Source organism: Paenibacillus terrigena DSM 21567 (assembly GCF_000374845.1).
GTDB lineage: Bacteria > Bacillota > Bacilli > Paenibacillales > Paenibacillaceae > Paenibacillus_K > Paenibacillus_K terrigena.
Map to the genome: position 1 here is coordinate 49,881 of NZ_KB895430.1, position 16,332 is coordinate 66,212.

Genomic DNA, 16,332 nt, shown 5'->3' on the forward strand with positions numbered 1-16,332 from the left:
TCTGTAGCTGACTTATCCTTTGAGTGAACCGATCATAACCCCTTTGACGAAATGCTTCTGTACGAACGGGTAGATGATGAGCACCGGAGCGCTTGCGACGACGATCAAGGAATACTTGAGCAAATCTCTCAGCCCTTGCTGTGCCTGCATCTGATCGACATTCGCCATCATCGAAGGATCGACGGAATTCAGGATGAGAATATTCCGCAGAATAATCTGTAGTGGAAATAAATCTGGCGATCTAAGGAAAATCAATGCATCGAAATAGGCGTTCCAATGGCCTACCGCATACATGAGCGTCATAACCGCAATAATCGGCTTCGACAACGGCAATACAATGCTCCAAATGAACCGAATATCGCTGCACCCATCCAGCTCTGCCGCTTCGGATAGTTCATCCGGAATCGATGTCTGAAAGAAGGTTCGTGCAACAATGACCTGGAATACCGCCAGTGCGCCTGGCAAGATCAACGCCCAACGTGTATCTAATAGATGCAAATTTTTGACGACCATATAAAAAGGAATCAATCCTCCATCGAACATCATCGTAATCACGAGGAGCACCATGACAAAATTGCGTCCATAGAAGGTCTTCTTTGCCAGTGGATATGCGATCATGATTGTCAGTAAGACATTGATAACGGTTCCAACAATCGTATAGAAAAGTGAATTCATATAACCGACGCCGATTTGTGCATTATTGAAGACCGCCTTGTAGCCGGCTAACGTAAAATCGACGGGGAACAACCAGACTTTACCCGATACGACGGCCTGAGGCGAACTAACGGAAGAGCTAAGAATATAGAGCAGCGGGAGCGCCACGATCAATAAGATAACCGTCAAGAACAGATAGACGATACCTAAGAACAGACGGTCACCCTTGGATTCTTGAATACGAGATGCTGTTATCATAAGGACTCCTCTCTCCTTCTTCGAGATTACCACAGGCTATTATTAGATAATTTCTTAGCAATGTAATTGACGGATACGAGCAGAATCAAGTTAATGACCGAGTTGAACAATCCAATCGCAGCCGAGAAGCTGAAGCTAGAGCCCAGCAAGCCCACTTTGTACACGTAAGTAGAGATGACTTCAGACGTGCTCAGATTGAGCGGATTTTGCATGAGATAAATTTTCTCGAATCCGAGTTTCATAATATTCCCTAAGTTCAATATCAACAAGATGACCGATACCGGGATTAGACTCGGAATATCGATATTAATAATCTTCTGGATGCGCGAAGCCCCGTCTACCTTGGCCGATTCATAGAGCTCAGGGTTGACCCCTGCAAGCGCAGCAATATAGATGATCGCGCCATAACCTGTGAACTGCCATACATCGGACCAGACATAGATCGATTTGAACAATCCGGGAATGCCCATAAAGTTCGTATTCTCGACGCCCAGCATCGCGAAAAACTTACTAATCATTCCTACATTCGGCGTCAAGTTCACGATAATAATCGAGACCATGATAACCGTGGAGATGAAGTACGGCGCGTAGGTGACGAGCTGTACACTTTTCTTAAATAGTCCGTTGCGTATTTCATTCAGTGCCAGCGCCAGAATAATAGGAGCCGGGAACCCGATCAACAGCCCGTAGAGACTAATGCCGAGCGTATTCTTAATATAGAGCCAGAAATTCGGTGAATTGAAGAATTGCTCGAAATACTTCAGTCCCACCCAGGTGCTGCCCCAGATGCCTTTGATCACGTTATAATCTTTGAATGCAATGACGATCCCTGCCATGGGCACATATTTGAAGATTACTAAATAGAGCAGTGGCAGCAAAATCACCAAGTACAATTGCCAGTGACGCTTCATTCGTCTCCACGCTGGCGTTCTTACGACTCCTGTTTCATTCACTAGATTTGGCATCACGCAGCTCCTTCCGTCTAGACCTTGGTTTGCGGCTTTCGAATATGACCCCATTGTAGAGGGCATTTCATGCATCAACAAGAAACAAGAATAAACCGATCTAACTTTTTTCACTTTGGCGTCAGCATGCGAAAAAAGCAGCGATTCGCATCGCTGCCCGCACTATTTTCTACGAATAAACCGTTTTCAACCATTCGCTCTTCGCAAGTGATCCGTACGATATTCACCGGGTGAGTAACCAACAACTTTCTTGAATACGCGACTGAACGAGATCGCACTCGTATAGCCAACCCGCTCTGCAACTTCCTGCACCGAATATGTCGTCTCGATCAACAGACGCTGCGCCTCTTGCATGCGCATTTCGATAAGGAAATCGACGAACTTCTGCCCGGTGTTCTCTTTGAACAGCTTACTCACATATTTCGCATTCATCTTGAAATGCTCGCCCAGAAATTCCAGCGACATATTCGGATTCGCATAATCCAGTTCAATGAATTTCCGCATCTCACGAATCATCGCCGTATGCTGACGCGTATCTCGCATCTGCTGGATCGTATCATACAATTCAATCAGTACCGGCTTGATGCCTTCGCGCAGTTGATCAAGAGAATACCCGTTATCGACCTGCTCACTCAACTTCGGCAGACTCTCCTGAACCCACATCTGCTGGATTTCTTTACTCCATCCGGACACTTCTCGGCCGAAGAAATAGATCAAATAATTCATGACATTCATAATTTCATCATTTGTGAGCAGCCCTTGCTTCAATTGCATGAACCAAGCATCGTATTCCTCGATCCAATGGTCTTCGCCCGTACGGAAAGACTGCACTAGCCATCGAATCGCTCCAAGATGCGAATAGACCTCCGCTTGGCCTTGGCTTGCAATATCCTCGCTCGAGATCAACCGATTCTCGCCCAGAACGGTCTTATACTTCAGTGCTTCCATGCAAGCTTTATAGGACATCGGAATCTCGCTTACAATCTCTGCGAGCGGGCCTAGACCAATCGTAATTGTAAATTTCAAATTCTGCTCGGTCCAGCCTCTAACCTGATCCGCAAGCTGAGGCAGCGAGGTCGGTTCATCGAGATTCGCTTCAGGCGTCTCGAACAACATCACCGACAAATGGGAAGCCGAGGTCCATTCAGACCACAACCTACAATCTAATTTGGACGCGATTTCTTCAATGACCGTACGCAAGGTGAACTTCAACAGATGCTGGTCACCCTTGGAATAGTTGTTACAGAAATCCCCGTACTTATCAATTTCGACGACGAACATCTGACATCGTCCTGTCGGTGTCGGAAGCTTCAATGGCTTCGCTTCGAGCTCCCATTCCACCAAGGTTAGATTTGCCCCGCCATCAATTAATTGATGAAATAAATCTCGCGTCCGAAGATGCAGATCCTCTTGGTATTTCTGCTGATATTGCCTCGCCTGCTCCAGAATATTGTCCAGCGCAGACTCGATAAAGGCAAATTCGTCCGTCTTGCCACGTCTTGCTCCCCCGCCTGCAATGGGTAAGGAATAGCTGCTGAACTTCGCAGCAATCTGCTCGATCGGCTTGGAATGGCGACGCGTCACATAAACCATCCAGAGCAGGCCCATAGCGATCATCAGAAGACCGATGACGAACCATACGTTATAGAGCGATGAAATAAACCGAACCAATCCGCCATGTACCAGCCCGCTTCCATATTTCCAGCTGGTGTAGCTCGAGATATATTGCGAATTCAATTCCGTCCCATCCTGATTCAGCGGGCTGCCGAACAACGGGTTGCCGGACGTATCCCGTGTCTGAATAAAACTGTTCTTTGTGTCGTACAGATCTTTCGTTAGCTTATGAAGGGATTCTGTCGCTACATTGATCACGATCATACCGAGATCATTCTTCATGTACGGCGCGCCTCGAACGAGACTGACAACTTGTTTACCACCGATCATTTTAAATTGTTCGAAATTGCGACCATCCGTCCACTTCGGCGTTTTGGAGATTTGGTATTTGTGTATGAAATTCTGGTCTGCATAATCTTTGACGAACGAATTCGTCGCATCGCTGAGGACGAACCCGTCCGCATACCGCACCATATAGATCGAATCGATTAAGGGGTAATATGTAATCATTTCTTTCAGCTTCTGCACGGCAGCAATAGTAATATACGGATCGCTGTTCGTATTCGATTTGAAGAAGTCTTTGAGCGGCTTGCTGTTAATGGTCTCCAGCACCACCATATTATCAATCACCTTCAGCGACGTATCGACAAGACGCATCGCCTGCAATGACAACATCTTATTCGCATTGGACGCTTCCTTACGACTCTGCTCACTGAACAGTTGGAAGAACACGAAGAATGTAAACGTAATGACAATAATAAAAATCGGCAAATAAGACAGCAAAAGCCGTTTAAACCAAGAACTCCTCACGTTCAAACCCCGCTTCGCAGTTTTTTAAGTTATTATATCGGATTGAATCTCACTTGTAACCCCTTTCATTTAGAAGCATGCAAAAAAGAGCTACCCATGAAAATGGATAACTCTCTCTAAGTTTAAAAATCCCGATCATTAAAATAATGCCAAATGGTCTCTAAATCCTGTGAAGCCTTAAATTCTCGCAGGTCTTCAATCAGCTTCCACGCTTCATGCATATATCGATGGCTCAGTTCCTTCGCTTGATCCATGGCAGGACTGCTTCGAATCTGGTCGATCACGAATTGGAACTCTTCCACTGATGAGCCTTCATGCAACGCTCGAATTTGATCCCCGAGCTGCTCTTCACGAAGTGCATAGATGACAGGAAGCGTCACTTGTCCGTTCATTAGATCCGCTCCTGCCGGCTTACCCAGCTTGCCTTCTGATTGCTCGAAATCGAGCAAATCATCCTTAATTTGAAAGGACATGCCTACCGCTCTGCCAAATGCGTATAACTTATTGGATACCGACTCGTCTGCTTCTGCCGTCCGTGCGCCAATCTGCAGGCAAGTTGCCATGAGAAGCGCTGTCTTATTCATCGTTTTCTCCAAATACGTATCTAGCCTAATATCATAATCAAACCGCGTGTTCAGCTGTTGATACTCTCCTAGACAAAGCCTTGATGGTGCTGCCGAAATCAGATCCTGGAGAGCACTTCCTTGTTCTTCTGTATCCGAATACTCGAAGAGTGCTTCCACAATTCTAGCCATCATGTAGTTCGCAACATGGGTTGCTGTATAGTTATTCGTCTTCGTGTGGAGCGTCGGCTGCTGTCTTCTCCGTTCTGCACCGTCAATAATATCATCATGAATCAAGGATGCCGCATGCACGAATTCAGCTGCCGCAGCAAGACGAACCAGTCGCTTCGCTTCCGGTTCTCGCGTCCCGAATCGGCTTCCGACGATAACGAGCATGGGACGAAGACGCTTTCCCCCCGCTTGAATCAAATCGAGCACGCTGCGCTTTACAACCGAGAATACCGGCAAATCTCGATCGTAGCGAACCAGGTCAATCATCTCTTTATCAATGCGGTCCACATCGATGTGAAGGGCATCAGATAACTTCATAAGCTGCCTTCGAGTACCGATACGTCACAAACTGATGTATTGCGGTAGGGAGTATAAATTCAGCCGGTTTTCCTTCGATTCTACGAATGTGTATCGTTTTGATAACAGGTGCGAGTGCATTGAGCAAATCCATAGCATGGTTCGCTAAGGCATATTCATAATAAATGCTCTGTAAATAATCGCCGTCAAGAATTTTACGTGTTAGTTCTAGTTTTTCTTCCTGTACATCACCATGGGACTGCAGGGACAATCGAAGTAATACATAGCATCCCAAAATACATTGCCGCCGCGCATCATCCATATCATATTCATTCAGAAAATGAGCCATTTCTTTCACCCAGCGGGTGTTCACTTCAATCGCAATGCCAGCATCGGGTGCTAATTGCTGCATTAATTGTTCGAACGTCTGTGTCATTAATTGGCTTGTACTCATGATTCATCACCTGCTTTTCCTCTGAAAATAAGGAGGGCGTAATGCAGCAAGACCCGCAATACGCTCCTTTTTTTATGGCTGACAGGTACCCAGACCTATAACCTTAACCTCTAGTTTAATCTGCGTATAAATACCATTTCTTGACGAACGGAATTTTGCGCCAGATGCGTTTCAAATGCGGGTACAGGTAGTAGTCCATACCAAGCGTACTGCCGGAACCTCCGATTAACGCGACACCTGCGAACAAGTACCAGAGCATTTCGTAAGGAGCCATACCAGATGTCCAGATCATCAACCCCATTGCAACCGTACCAATGGATGCTACCGATGTGAACAGGCCTACGATGAGCATGAGACCGAAGATGATCTCTCCGCATACCATAGCAGCTTGGAATATCGATGCTAGTGCAGTATACCCGCCATCGCTCGTGTAGAAGAACATATCCATCGTTCCCTTGACCATGCTGCTAATAAAGTCAGGAACCGGCAGTGCCTCGACAGCCGTTTTTACGGCTTCCCCTGCTGCTGCTACAGCTTCAGTCGCACCCGAAGTACCGTCAACAGCTTTAGCTGGGATCAAGAAAATATTGCCCGGATCTTCCAAAATTTTCGGTAACTTCGCAAGACCTTCTTTTAACCACATCGCACCAACGAATATCCGAAGAGGTACGAGCCAGAAGTTCGGGGAACGCTTGGACAAGTGTCCGCCCACGAAGCTCCGACGATTTGGTACATGGAAGAACTCATGAAGCATATAGGAATAACATTTATTAAATCCACACACTTGGAATAAATAGAACAAGTTAATGAAATGCTTGAAGAACATAGCCATGAAGCCTGTGAACATGAACATTTTCTTCGGTGTACCGATATTCGCTACCCCGTAGCGTCCACCGATACATACCATCGTCCCGTGGAATACCGGCTTGTATGGCTTCTGCTGAGCTTGTCCCGTAATCACAGCGTGAATGTTATTCGCAATGAGTGGCGCTGCGTTCTCCGCATTCTCAACCATCTGTGGAACAGGACGTTCTTCGCCTTCTGGGATGTAGAAGATGTTATCGCCGACGACGTATACGTTTTTGTGATCAATACTTTGCAAATGCTCGTTCGTTACGATCCGTTTTCTACCCTTTTGTTCTAGATCCAATTCGCCTACCAAATCCGAACCTTCGACACCCGCCGTCCAGATAACGGTGTTCGCTTCGAGGTCCCCGGATTCTCCGAGACTTACGGACGTTGGCGATACGCCTGTAATTTGCGTACCTGTGATGACTTCGATGCCCAGTTTATCAAGACGCTGCTTTGCTTTCTGGATCAGCTTGTCTGGTAGAATCGGCAAGATTTTTGGTGCCATATCGGCAACAACAAGACGTACTTCCGATTTATCCAGGTAGAACTCTTTGCACAATTGCTCCTTGTATTCACCAAGCTCACCGATCATCTCAATCCCCGTGAAGCCTGCACCTACAACAACGAACGTCAACATACGTTTACGGACTGCTGGATCGGTTTCTTTCACAGCTCTGATGAACATATTTCGGATTTGTTCTCTTAGTGCAACAGCATCTTCATAAGACCATAACGAGAATGCATGCTCCTCTGCACCTGGAATACCGAAGTACGACGGCTTACAGCCTGTACCGATAACTAAGTAATCGTAGTTATAGCTTTTGTTATGTTTCGAATGAAGTGTATTGGCATTAAAATCAATGTTGGCAATATCGTCGAGCACCACATCGACATTACGTCCGGCAAAAATCTTCTTCAGATCGACTTTGATCGAATCTTCCTCAACGCGTGCTGCTGCAACTTCGTGTAATTCGGTTAGGAGTGTATGGTATGGCTTGCGATCGATGAGTGTGATTTCAACGCCGGATCCCTTTTTGAACTTCTTCGCTAATTTCTTAGCCGTTAGTACGCCTCCGTAACCTCCACCAAGAACGATAATTTTCTTATTCATGGGAGTCACCTCTTTATCCGTATTTTACGAAGAAACCCCCGCTGTATACGCAGCAGGGATATCCTTCTGTGAACTTCGTTTATTACTTTTTCGCACCTTCAAGTGCTTTAGTAACCAAATCAACAAATGGGCTCACAGTGATAGTTACACCTGATACTGCATCCGATTTACCTTCTCCATTTAGAGAAAATGCTGCTGGATCTTGCTTCTCGATCAAGAATTGCTCCGCTTTTTGAGCTTCTTCGTGCCATTCCCCAGCTGCGTTGCCTTTTTCTTTCATACCGTACTTACCATCTTTGGACAATTTCTTCTTCGTGTCGCCGCCGTCTTTCGCTTGTGCATCCCAGTTCGCTGCAACGATGTTACCGTTCAATACAGTAAGATCAACAGTATATTTAAAGCCGCCATCGTCAAAATTAGCTTCTTCTGCGTGATAAGCTCCGTCTTTATAAGGGCCTGGCTCAACAACGCCTGCTGCTAGTGCTTTTTCAGCAAGCTCTGCGAATGGGCTAACGGTGATCGTAACGCCAGTGATCGCATCCGTCTTACCTTCTGCATTGGTTGTAATTGCCTTAGGATCTTGCTTCTCGATCAAGAATTGCTCTGCTTTTTCAGCTTCTTCGTGCCATTCTCCTAATGCTTTACCTTTATCTTTCATGCCGTACTTGCCTTCTTTGGATAGAGCTTTCTTATCCGGGCCGCCAGCCTCGTTAATGCCTGTCCAGTTCGCGGACGTAATTTTGCCGCCTTCCACTTGCAATGTTACAGCGTATTTCCAGCCATCTGTGAACTCAGGTTGTTCAGCATAATATGTTCCATCTGCGTAAGTGCCTTGCTCTGCAGTTGTTTTGTCAGTTGTAGTGGACTCTGTTGTTGTTTCTGGCTTCGTAGTTTCTGTTTTGCCACCGCATCCTGCAAGAAGACCAGCGACAAGCATAGTTGTCAGAAATAATAGAGATATTTTTTTCATGGTATAGACCCTCCTAGTATGGTTTCACATAATCAATTGTTTGTGAATTTTATCTCAAAGTAATTCTATCAGAATTTTAATCAGATTCATGTGACTTAAATCACATTCATGTGATCCAAATCACATTCCTTTTTTCTGGTTACATGACTCCTGCCAGTTATTAGAATAAAAAGAGAGGCCAGCGTTTGCTGCCTCCCTATTTGATCTATTTTAACCGCGTCAGTACGATTGTGTTTAACCAAGTCAGCTCGGATAGTGTTAGTTCACTTTTCTTCACCTTGTCAAGCCAGCTTGGATCGGTAATATATCCTTTTTGGATGAGATCATCAATGGCTGTCACGAGCATTGTCTGTTGATTTGCAGTCAGGTTCAATGTATTCTCCTCCTCTGTCGATGTGGCATCATATACGTAGAGATGGTACTGATCGATCAATTGAATCAGCAGCTTCGGATAATTGGGATCTGTCGCATATCCGCCTTGATATACCGCCTGTGATGCCGTTTTATAATCCGCCCCAATAACTTTGCGATACCGCATTGGATTACCTTTGGTCCCGTTTAGCAGCAGATTAGCATGGTCATCAATAGAATCTTGCCAGCTGGGGTAGGCTCGGAAAGAAGCTATAATGGTATACGGCTTGCCATCAGGCCCATATTCTGTCGTGGTCCAGGAGCTGTTCCCGCCTTTAATCCCGAATAGATTATTCTGCTTCACGGTTAATGATGAACTACCCCAGGAGCTTTCCAGCGCTGCTTGTGCAATGGTTAATGATGCAGGGATGCCGGTCTGATGCATACTGCGAATCGCCATGGGTGCTATTCTAGCGATAAACTGATGTGGATCCATGTCACATTCCCCCTTTCTACGATTCGGATTGCTTTCTTGTACGATATGATATAGTATGCACGCACTTGCTAGAGGGACAAGGCGTATTGCGGACGAACGACAAAAAAACCTGCACAGCACAAGGCCGTACAGGTTCCATGTATATGAGTTTATGATAATAATAATAGGATTACACTTCCGCGATGAACCGATTCGTTAATGATCCTAGCTTCTCAATCTCTATCGTTACGACATCACCCGGCTGCAGGTAGACACGTTGTTCTGGCGGTAATCCAAGAACGACGCCTTCTGGTGTACCTGTCAAGATGATATCTCCAGGCACCAATGTCATATGCTTCGAGATGTAACTGACAATCTCGTCACATGGGAAAATCATGTCGGATGTGTTCGAGTTCTGACGCACCTCACCATTGACAATCGCTCGAATGAATAGTTGGTTCGGATCGCCAACTTCATCAGCCGACACCAAGTAAGGTCCAAGCGGACTGAAATCATCGCATGTTTTGCCTAACAACCATTGATGGGTACGCATTTGCAAATCACGTGCGGATAGGTCATTGACTGCACAATAGCCAAATACATGATCCAATGCTTCCTCACGGGATACATTCTTCGTATTCTTCCCGATCACGATGACGAGCTCTGCTTCATAGTCAAGTTCCTTCGTCACGTTCGGTACGACGATCTCCGCTTGATGTGATGTTAATGTATTATTGAATTTGTTGAACAGAATCGGATACGCCGGAATAGGGGCATTCGTCTCTTCTGCATGCTTCTTGTAGTTGAGACCAACACAAATGATTTTGTTCGGTGCCGTGACGCAAGGCCCGTAAGTGATTGTCGACTCATCCAGCAATGCATCCCCCGATGTTCCGCATTGATCGACAATCGATTGGAGTTTATCTACTACTGCCTGTCCGCCTTGGATGACATCCATCACGTTCTGCGGCACGTGGTTGTCTCCTGCAGCTGCACGAGCCACATCCAATACCCCATATGCTGTCTGAACACCAAGACGCTGCTGACCCTCTTCAATAAATGTTAACAGTTTCACGCTCGTGAACCTCCTTGTGTTTTAAGCATTCTTGCCGAATACAACGCCGCCGTCAATATAGAGCGGTGACCCCATCATAAATTTCGATTCGTCCGAAGCGAGGAATAGCGCAGCTTGCGCCACATCTTCAGGACGTCCTAGATCTCCGCTTAATTGGCGGGTCTTGAGGGAAGCATACGCCGCCTCTTGATTGTCACCATAGGATTTCTTCAAATAATCTTCAACGAATGGCGTGAGAATCGTCCCTGGCAAGAGGGCGTTCACACGAATGTTATATGGTGCATAGTCCACTTGCATCGACTTGGTCAACGATAGTACCGCACCTTTGGTTGTCGCATATGAACCGCGCTGTGCAAGCCCGATTTCAGCAATACAGGAAGACATATTAATGATCGATCCTGACTTTGCCTCCATCATATGGGGGAGAACATATTTGCTAGGCAAGAACACACCTTTGATGTTGATATTAATGACACGATCCCATGCCTCTTCTTCAATTTCATGCAGACGACCGACACCGCTTACGCCAGCATTGTTGAAGAGAACATCGATACGACCAAAACGCTCGATGATTTCTGCTACCATTGCCTGCACTTGGTCCGCTTTGGTTACATCGGCACGAATGAAGTGGGCGCGTCCGCCGGCACTTTCGATTTCTACTGCTGTTGCCTTGCCATGCTCCTCGTTCAGATCGTTAATAATGACAATAGCGCCTTCTTCCGCAAAACGTATCGCGGAACTTTTCCCGATTCCCGAGCCTGATCCAGTAATTAACGTTACTTTATCCTTTAATCGCATACGAGCTCCTCCTTTAGGTTCCTCGATGAATTAGCGTTCCATATGATCGTCTGGCTGTGCAGCCTTCACCGTCAGACCGCCATCCACCATAAGCAAATGGCCGTTTACTTGCATCGCTTCTTCGGATGCTAAGAATACAACTGCATCGCCGATTTGACGTGCTGTACCGAGGCGTTTCATCGGATTCGCTTCAATCTCTTGTTGGCGGATCACTGGGCTTGCCAAGTAATCTGTGCACATATCCGTATCCACGGTGCTTGGTCCCACGGCGTTTACGTTAATATTGAACTTCCCGAGCTCAATGGCCATTCCTTTTGTCAGCATGTTCGCTGCGGCCTTGGAGGATTGGTAATGCGGGATCACCGGACTTGTCACGACAAGGCTTGCTGTCGAGAGAACGTTGACAATTTTGCCGTAACGACGCTCGATCATGCCTTTCGCTGCGATCTGCGATGCTAAGAAAATTGCCTTTACGTTCGTGTTATACGTACGATCCCAAGTCTCTTCGGAGACATTCAAGAAGGATTCGAACGGAGCGATCCCAGCATTGTTCACGAGAATATCAACGGGTCCAAGCTCAGCTTCAACCTGTGCGAACATCGCCTCAACCTCGGATTTCTTCCCTACATCTGCACGTACGACGATAGCACGTTGTCCAAGCGCCTCGACTTGTGCTTTGACCTTCTCGGCTAAATCCAAACTTTTTTCTGATGCGTAGTTAATCGCTACATCCGCACCTTCTTCAGCGAGACGAATGACAATCGCCTCACCAATCCCGCGGCTTCCTCCAGTTACTAACGCGACTCTCGATTTCAAACGGTTCATGTATGTTAATCTCCTTCCATTACAATGTTGGTCCAATGCGGTTAATACTAAATTCTTGGTGACCTAGAATTTCAGCCTTGGTCTCTTTGCCGTCAGCTACTTCGACAATTTCTTGCCAGATCGATTCACCAGCTTCGTTCAGTCCGAGCGTACCTGCGAGCATCGCGCTCACGTCGACATCAAGGTTATCATTCATGGACTTGAAGACACGTTCGTTCCCTGTGATTTTAATGACCGGAATAACCGCTGCACCCGTTGGTGTTCCACGTCCCGTTGTGAAGCAGACAAGGTGTACACCACTCGCTGCCATACCCGATACGCACTCAATGTCATTTCCCGGGGAATCCATGAAATAGAGGCCTTTGCCAGGAATCGCTTCTGCATATTCAAAAGCACCGACAAGCGGCGAAGTTCCGCATTTGCTAATGCAGCCTAGAGACTTCTCTTCAATCGTAGATAATCCCCCCGCAATATTCCCAGGGCTTGGGTTGCCGCCGCGCATATCTGCGCCCATTCGATTGATCTCGACTTCGAACCGCTCAATATAATGATAGAGTTTGTCGGCGACTTCCTTCGAGCTGCAACGTGCAGCCATGACATGTTCTGCGCCGATAATCTCGGTTGTTTCACTAATAACGACCGTGCCGCCCTTCTCGATCAAGATGTCAGAAGCTACCCCCAGTGCTGGGTTGGATGCCATGCCTGACGTTGCATCGGATCCGCCGCATTTAACCCCAATACGAAGCTCACTGATTGGCATATTTACGATAGGTAGTTGATCCAGCTCAGCACGTAGACGTTTCGCGATTTCGATCCCTTTCTGAATCGCCTTCACCGATCCGCCCACTTCTTGGATATCAATCACTTCAACCGGTTTGCCAGTCGCTCCAATGTCCTTCGCAAGCTCGTGCGGGTCAATAACCTCGCACCCAAGGCTTACAATAATTACTGCTCCGACATTTGGATTTTTCCCTGTACCCGCGAGTGTCTCGAATGTACGTACTTTATCTGCGCCAATCTGACTGCAGCCATGTTGATGCGGGATGGAAACGGTTCCAGGAACAGTCTGACTAATTCGATTGCATACTTGATTCGCACAAATGACCGTAGGAATAACTAACAAATGATTTCGAATACCGTACTCGCCATTGGCGCGTTGATAACCTTTAATAAAGTCCATGATCCATTTTCCCCCTCAGGCGCTACGCCCCTTGACTTTGATCTCCTCTGCCGCGAATCCCTTCCACATTATGCACATGAACATGACGCCCGCGTTCGATCAAGACCGTTGCGCGTCCAATGACTTCACCATATTTCATAACATGCGTTCCTTCTTCCATGTCAACAAGTGCGACTTTATGTCCGAATGGTATCGGATCCAACGCTACAACCGTCACAAACTGATCTTTACTTCTGTAATGAATCGTATCACCTGCTTGGATGTCCTTCAGTGCAGTCGCAACATGATCTTTCTCATCCACGACGAGTGCATCAGCGCCAGCTACTACTTCTCCTGCCATTTTCTCATCACCTCAATAGAGTTATCGGTAACTCAAAAGTATCAACTTTACCCGGTAGTGTCAAGGATAATTTTCCTCGTTTCTGTATCTTGACTTTCGCACCTGATTCCTTCAATATTGACGATATCACTTGATATAGAAAGGATACTACCATGGTTTCAATCTATGACATCGCCAAAAGAGCACAATGCTCTACCATGACGGTCTCCAGAGTTATCAATAACACTGGCCGTATCAGCGAGAAGACAAGACAGCGTGTCAAAGCCATCATGAAGGAAATGAACTACGTTCCCAACCATGCGGCTCGAAGCCTAGTTCTTCAGCAGACCAAGATTATCTCCCTCCTCATTACGGATATTACCAATCCCTTCTATACAACACTCGCACGAGGCGCAGAAGATGCTGCTCAGCGATTAGGATATCGGCTCATGTTCTCGAATAGCGATGAGGATGTCAAGAAAGAACATGAATATATTGAGACCGTACTCTCCATGCGTGTAGACGGCGTACTTATTGCACCTGCCGGAGACCAGTCTTTAGAACATTTGCAGAAATTGCAGTTATACAATATTCCTTTTGTGCTGGTTGACCGTGAAGTGCCTGGTATTGAATCTGACCGCGTATTAGGAGATAGCAAGGAAGGCTCCAAAGCGTTAGTAGAACATTTAATCCAGCTGGGGCATCGCCGAATCGCTTTTATTAACGGGTCACCCGGCATCTCAACGGCAAGAATGCGCGAGGCAGGATATTTGGAGACATTGAAGCTGAACGATATTCCTGTGAATCCCGATTATATGTTCGAGACAGGGTATTCGCAATTCGATGCCGATCCGATTATTGATAAGCTGTTATCCTTAGAGGAACCGCCAACGGCGATATTCGCAGCCAATAACTTTATTACCTTAGCCGTCATTCGATCACTTCGGAGCAGAGAGCTTCGTATTCCTGACGACATGTCCATCGTATGTTTCGATGATCTCGATCCTGGTTATATCGTGGACCCCTTCTTAACAATTGCGGCACAACCTGCCTATGATTTTGGTCGGATTGGCATGCAAATGCTGATTGATCGTATTCAAGGGACAGCCAATGAGCCTCGGAGTGTCATCCTTCCATCTAAGCTGATTGTGCGCCGTTCCAGTACGGAAATATAATTGTGAACCTGTTGGAGTAATTCTGACAGGTTTTTTGATTTTTCAGTGAAAATAGGATATTGCAGGAAAGACATAAGCACGTGGAGAATCATAAGGGAGAAAGGTATTGCCTTCACGATTCGCACATAGGCAATTCTCAACTTGGGAGGGTTAACTACAGTTATGGCACTAATACAATGTAACTTTTATGCCGAGTCTTTAGGTCTCAGCACAACCATGTCGGTCATCCTGCCAGAGCAGACAAAGACGCAGATTGGGCTTACGAATGTCATGCACTCGCTCCGTCACCCAACGCTCTACTTGCTGCACGGGCTTTCTGACGACCATACGACCTGGATACGCCGCACTTCAATCGAGCGGTATGCCGCAGCACTAGGAATCGCTATTGTCATGCCTCAGGTTGATCGCAGCTTCTATGCAGATATGGTCCACGGTAATCGTTATTGGACCTTCATTAGTGAAGAACTGCCTCGCGTCGCTCAATCATTCTTCCCACTCTCTGAGGCACGCGAAGATAACTTCGTCGCAGGATTATCTATGGGGGGATATGGTGCATTCAAGCTTGCGCTGAATCATCCGGATCGCTTCGCTGCTGCAGCAAGCTTATCGGGTGCAATGGACCTCACGGATCAAAGATGCTTGGAGTGGTGGCCAGAGGTCTATCAACTCGTATTCGGCAATCAAAAAGTTGAAGGTTCGAACAGTGATTTGCTCCACCTGGTATCGACGCTTGGATCGACGACGGATGCCGTTCAAAAGCCTAAGTTATTTCAATGCTGCGGAACCGAAGATTACTTATATGATCAAAATGTACTCTTCCGCGATACATGCATGAAAGTTGGACTCGATCTGACGTACGAAGAAGGACCTGGGGATCACAATTGGGAGTACTGGGATCAACAGATTCAACAAGTGCTTCGCTGGCTGCCGCTTCGAAAATCCTAATAGAAAATCCTCGACATGCTGGGCTTTCTGTGTGTCGAGGGAAATATCCTACTCAAATCATACACTGCGTCACTTTCAGCATCTCAATTTAGAAGCACATAAAAAAGACCACCTTCGAGAAATGAATCTCAAAAGTGGTCTTTAGCTGCTTGGCATCGTCCTACTCTCCCAGGACCCTGCGGTCCAAGTACCATCGGCGCTAGAGGGCTTAACGGTCGTGTTCGGGATGGGTACGCGTGGAACCCCTCCGCCATCGACACCAAACGAATTACTAATTCAGGTTTACAGCATTACCACATGCTGCAAGCATTCTGATCCACATCACTGCGCTTGGCAGCTATGCTTTTCTTTTTGCTCCCTGAAAACCGGATGCGAAATAAATTTGCGTTTTATGTTTTAGGATAAGCCCT

15 protein-coding genes and 1 rRNA gene are annotated in these 16,332 nt (G+C 46.6%); 2 read left to right on the top strand and 14 right to left on the bottom strand.

Annotated elements, in window-relative coordinates:
- Positions 1 to 12: 12 nt before the first annotated feature.
- The 13 genes from C558_RS0127710 to C558_RS0127770 form a co-directional block, all read right to left on the bottom strand.
- Positions 13 to 912, bottom strand: coding sequence for a carbohydrate ABC transporter permease (locus C558_RS0127710; protein WP_018759558.1), 900 nt, complete (start codon positions 910 to 912; stop codon positions 13 to 15).
- A 26-nt stretch (positions 913 to 938) separates the two neighbouring features.
- Positions 939 to 1,877 carry an ABC transporter permease gene (locus C558_RS0127715; protein ID WP_018759559.1) on the bottom strand — a complete coding sequence of 313 codons (939 nt, stop codon included), beginning with the start codon at positions 1,875 to 1,877 and terminating at the stop codon, positions 939 to 941.
- 186 nt (positions 1,878 to 2,063) lie between these two features.
- Positions 2,064 to 4,274 (bottom strand): helix-turn-helix domain-containing protein, encoded by a 2,211-nt coding sequence (locus tag C558_RS0127720; protein ID WP_026264175.1) that lies wholly within the window; start codon positions 4,272 to 4,274, stop codon positions 2,064 to 2,066.
- Between the two features lie 149 nt (positions 4,275 to 4,423).
- A complete protein-coding gene (locus C558_RS0127725) occupies positions 4,424 to 5,413 on the bottom strand; it encodes a polyprenyl synthetase family protein (RefSeq protein ID WP_018759561.1) in 990 nt (329 codons plus the stop codon).
- Positions 5,400 to 5,846 (bottom strand): hypothetical protein, encoded by a 447-nt coding sequence (locus C558_RS0127730; RefSeq protein WP_018759562.1) that lies wholly within the window; start codon positions 5,844 to 5,846, stop codon positions 5,400 to 5,402. The genes C558_RS0127725 and C558_RS0127730 overlap by 14 nt, the downstream gene beginning before the upstream one ends.
- Positions 5,847 to 5,961: 115 nt before the next feature.
- Positions 5,962 to 7,809: an FAD-dependent oxidoreductase gene (locus tag C558_RS0127735; RefSeq protein WP_018759563.1), complete on the bottom strand. Its 1,848-nt coding sequence runs from the start codon at positions 7,807 to 7,809 to the stop codon at positions 5,962 to 5,964.
- Positions 7,810 to 7,891: 82 nt separating this feature from the next.
- Complete coding sequence (locus C558_RS0127740) at positions 7,892 to 8,779, bottom strand: FMN-binding protein (RefSeq protein ID WP_018759564.1); 888 nt, start codon at positions 8,777 to 8,779, stop codon at positions 7,892 to 7,894.
- Between the two features lie 205 nt (positions 8,780 to 8,984).
- The gene (locus C558_RS0127745) at positions 8,985 to 9,626 is read right to left on the bottom strand and encodes a glycoside hydrolase family 73 protein (protein ID WP_018759565.1); all 642 of its coding nucleotides are present in this window, start codon (positions 9,624 to 9,626) and stop codon (positions 8,985 to 8,987) included.
- Positions 9,627 to 9,795: 169 nt separating this feature from the next.
- Positions 9,796 to 10,680: a fumarylacetoacetate hydrolase family protein gene (locus tag C558_RS0127750; protein ID WP_018759566.1), complete on the bottom strand. Its 885-nt coding sequence runs from the start codon at positions 10,678 to 10,680 to the stop codon at positions 9,796 to 9,798.
- A 21-nt stretch (positions 10,681 to 10,701) separates the two neighbouring features.
- The gene (locus C558_RS0127755; protein ID WP_018759567.1) at positions 10,702 to 11,478 is read right to left on the bottom strand and encodes an SDR family NAD(P)-dependent oxidoreductase; all 777 of its coding nucleotides are present in this window, start codon (positions 11,476 to 11,478) and stop codon (positions 10,702 to 10,704) included.
- A 30-nt stretch (positions 11,479 to 11,508) separates the two neighbouring features.
- Entirely contained in the window at positions 11,509 to 12,303 is a 795-nt protein-coding gene (locus C558_RS0127760; protein ID WP_018759568.1) for an SDR family NAD(P)-dependent oxidoreductase, read from the bottom strand.
- A gap of 19 nt (positions 12,304 to 12,322) precedes the next feature.
- Positions 12,323 to 13,483 carry a UxaA family hydrolase gene (locus C558_RS0127765; protein ID WP_018759569.1) on the bottom strand — a complete coding sequence of 387 codons (1,161 nt, stop codon included), beginning with the start codon at positions 13,481 to 13,483 and terminating at the stop codon, positions 12,323 to 12,325.
- Positions 13,484 to 13,505: 22 nt separating this feature from the next.
- The gene (locus tag C558_RS0127770) at positions 13,506 to 13,823 is read right to left on the bottom strand and encodes a UxaA family hydrolase (protein WP_018759570.1); all 318 of its coding nucleotides are present in this window, start codon (positions 13,821 to 13,823) and stop codon (positions 13,506 to 13,508) included.
- A 152-nt stretch (positions 13,824 to 13,975) separates the two neighbouring features.
- On the opposite strand from C558_RS0127770, the gene C558_RS0127775 reads away from it, so the two are divergent.
- Together C558_RS0127775 and C558_RS0127780 are read left to right on the top strand one after the other, a co-directional pair.
- A complete protein-coding gene (locus C558_RS0127775; RefSeq protein ID WP_026264176.1) occupies positions 13,976 to 14,977 on the top strand; it encodes a LacI family DNA-binding transcriptional regulator in 1,002 nt (333 codons plus the stop codon).
- 162 nt (positions 14,978 to 15,139) lie between these two features.
- Positions 15,140 to 15,922, top strand: coding sequence for an alpha/beta hydrolase (locus C558_RS0127780; RefSeq protein WP_018759572.1), 783 nt, complete (start codon positions 15,140 to 15,142; stop codon positions 15,920 to 15,922).
- A 147-nt stretch (positions 15,923 to 16,069) separates the two neighbouring features.
- On the opposite strand, the gene rrf is transcribed toward C558_RS0127780, so the two are convergent.
- A 5S ribosomal RNA gene (gene rrf / locus C558_RS0127785) occupies positions 16,070 to 16,186 on the bottom strand.
- Positions 16,187 to 16,332 lie beyond the last annotated feature (146 nt).

Coding starts and splice junctions, on each gene's coding strand:
- C558_RS0127770 (WP_018759570.1), bottom strand. CDS start 13,823: ATGGCAGGAGAAGTAGTAGCTGGCGCTGATGCACTCGTCGTGGATGAG.
- C558_RS0127715 (WP_018759559.1), bottom strand. CDS start 1,877: ATGCCAAATCTAGTGAATGAAACAGGAGTCGTAAGAACGCCAGCGTGG.
- C558_RS0127730 (WP_018759562.1), bottom strand. CDS start 5,846: ATGAGTACAAGCCAATTAATGACACAGACGTTCGAACAATTAATGCAG.
- C558_RS0127725 (WP_018759561.1), bottom strand. CDS start 5,413: ATGAAGTTATCTGATGCCCTTCACATCGATGTGGACCGCATTGATAAA.
- C558_RS0127780 (WP_018759572.1), top strand. CDS start 15,140: ATGGCACTAATACAATGTAACTTTTATGCCGAGTCTTTAGGTCTCAGC.
- C558_RS0127765 (WP_018759569.1), bottom strand. CDS start 13,483: ATGGACTTTATTAAAGGTTATCAACGCGCCAATGGCGAGTACGGTATT.
- C558_RS0127740 (WP_018759564.1), bottom strand. CDS start 8,779: ATGAAAAAAATATCTCTATTATTTCTGACAACTATGCTTGTCGCTGGT.
- C558_RS0127710 (WP_018759558.1), bottom strand. CDS start 912: ATGATAACAGCATCTCGTATTCAAGAATCCAAGGGTGACCGTCTGTTC.
- C558_RS0127745 (WP_018759565.1), bottom strand. CDS start 9,626: ATGGATCCACATCAGTTTATCGCTAGAATAGCACCCATGGCGATTCGC.
- C558_RS0127735 (WP_018759563.1), bottom strand. CDS start 7,809: ATGAATAAGAAAATTATCGTTCTTGGTGGAGGTTACGGAGGCGTACTA.
- C558_RS0127760 (WP_018759568.1), bottom strand. CDS start 12,303: ATGAACCGTTTGAAATCGAGAGTCGCGTTAGTAACTGGAGGAAGCCGC.
- C558_RS0127775 (WP_026264176.1), top strand. CDS start 13,976: ATGGTTTCAATCTATGACATCGCCAAAAGAGCACAATGCTCTACCATG.
- C558_RS0127755 (WP_018759567.1), bottom strand. CDS start 11,478: ATGCGATTAAAGGATAAAGTAACGTTAATTACTGGATCAGGCTCGGGA.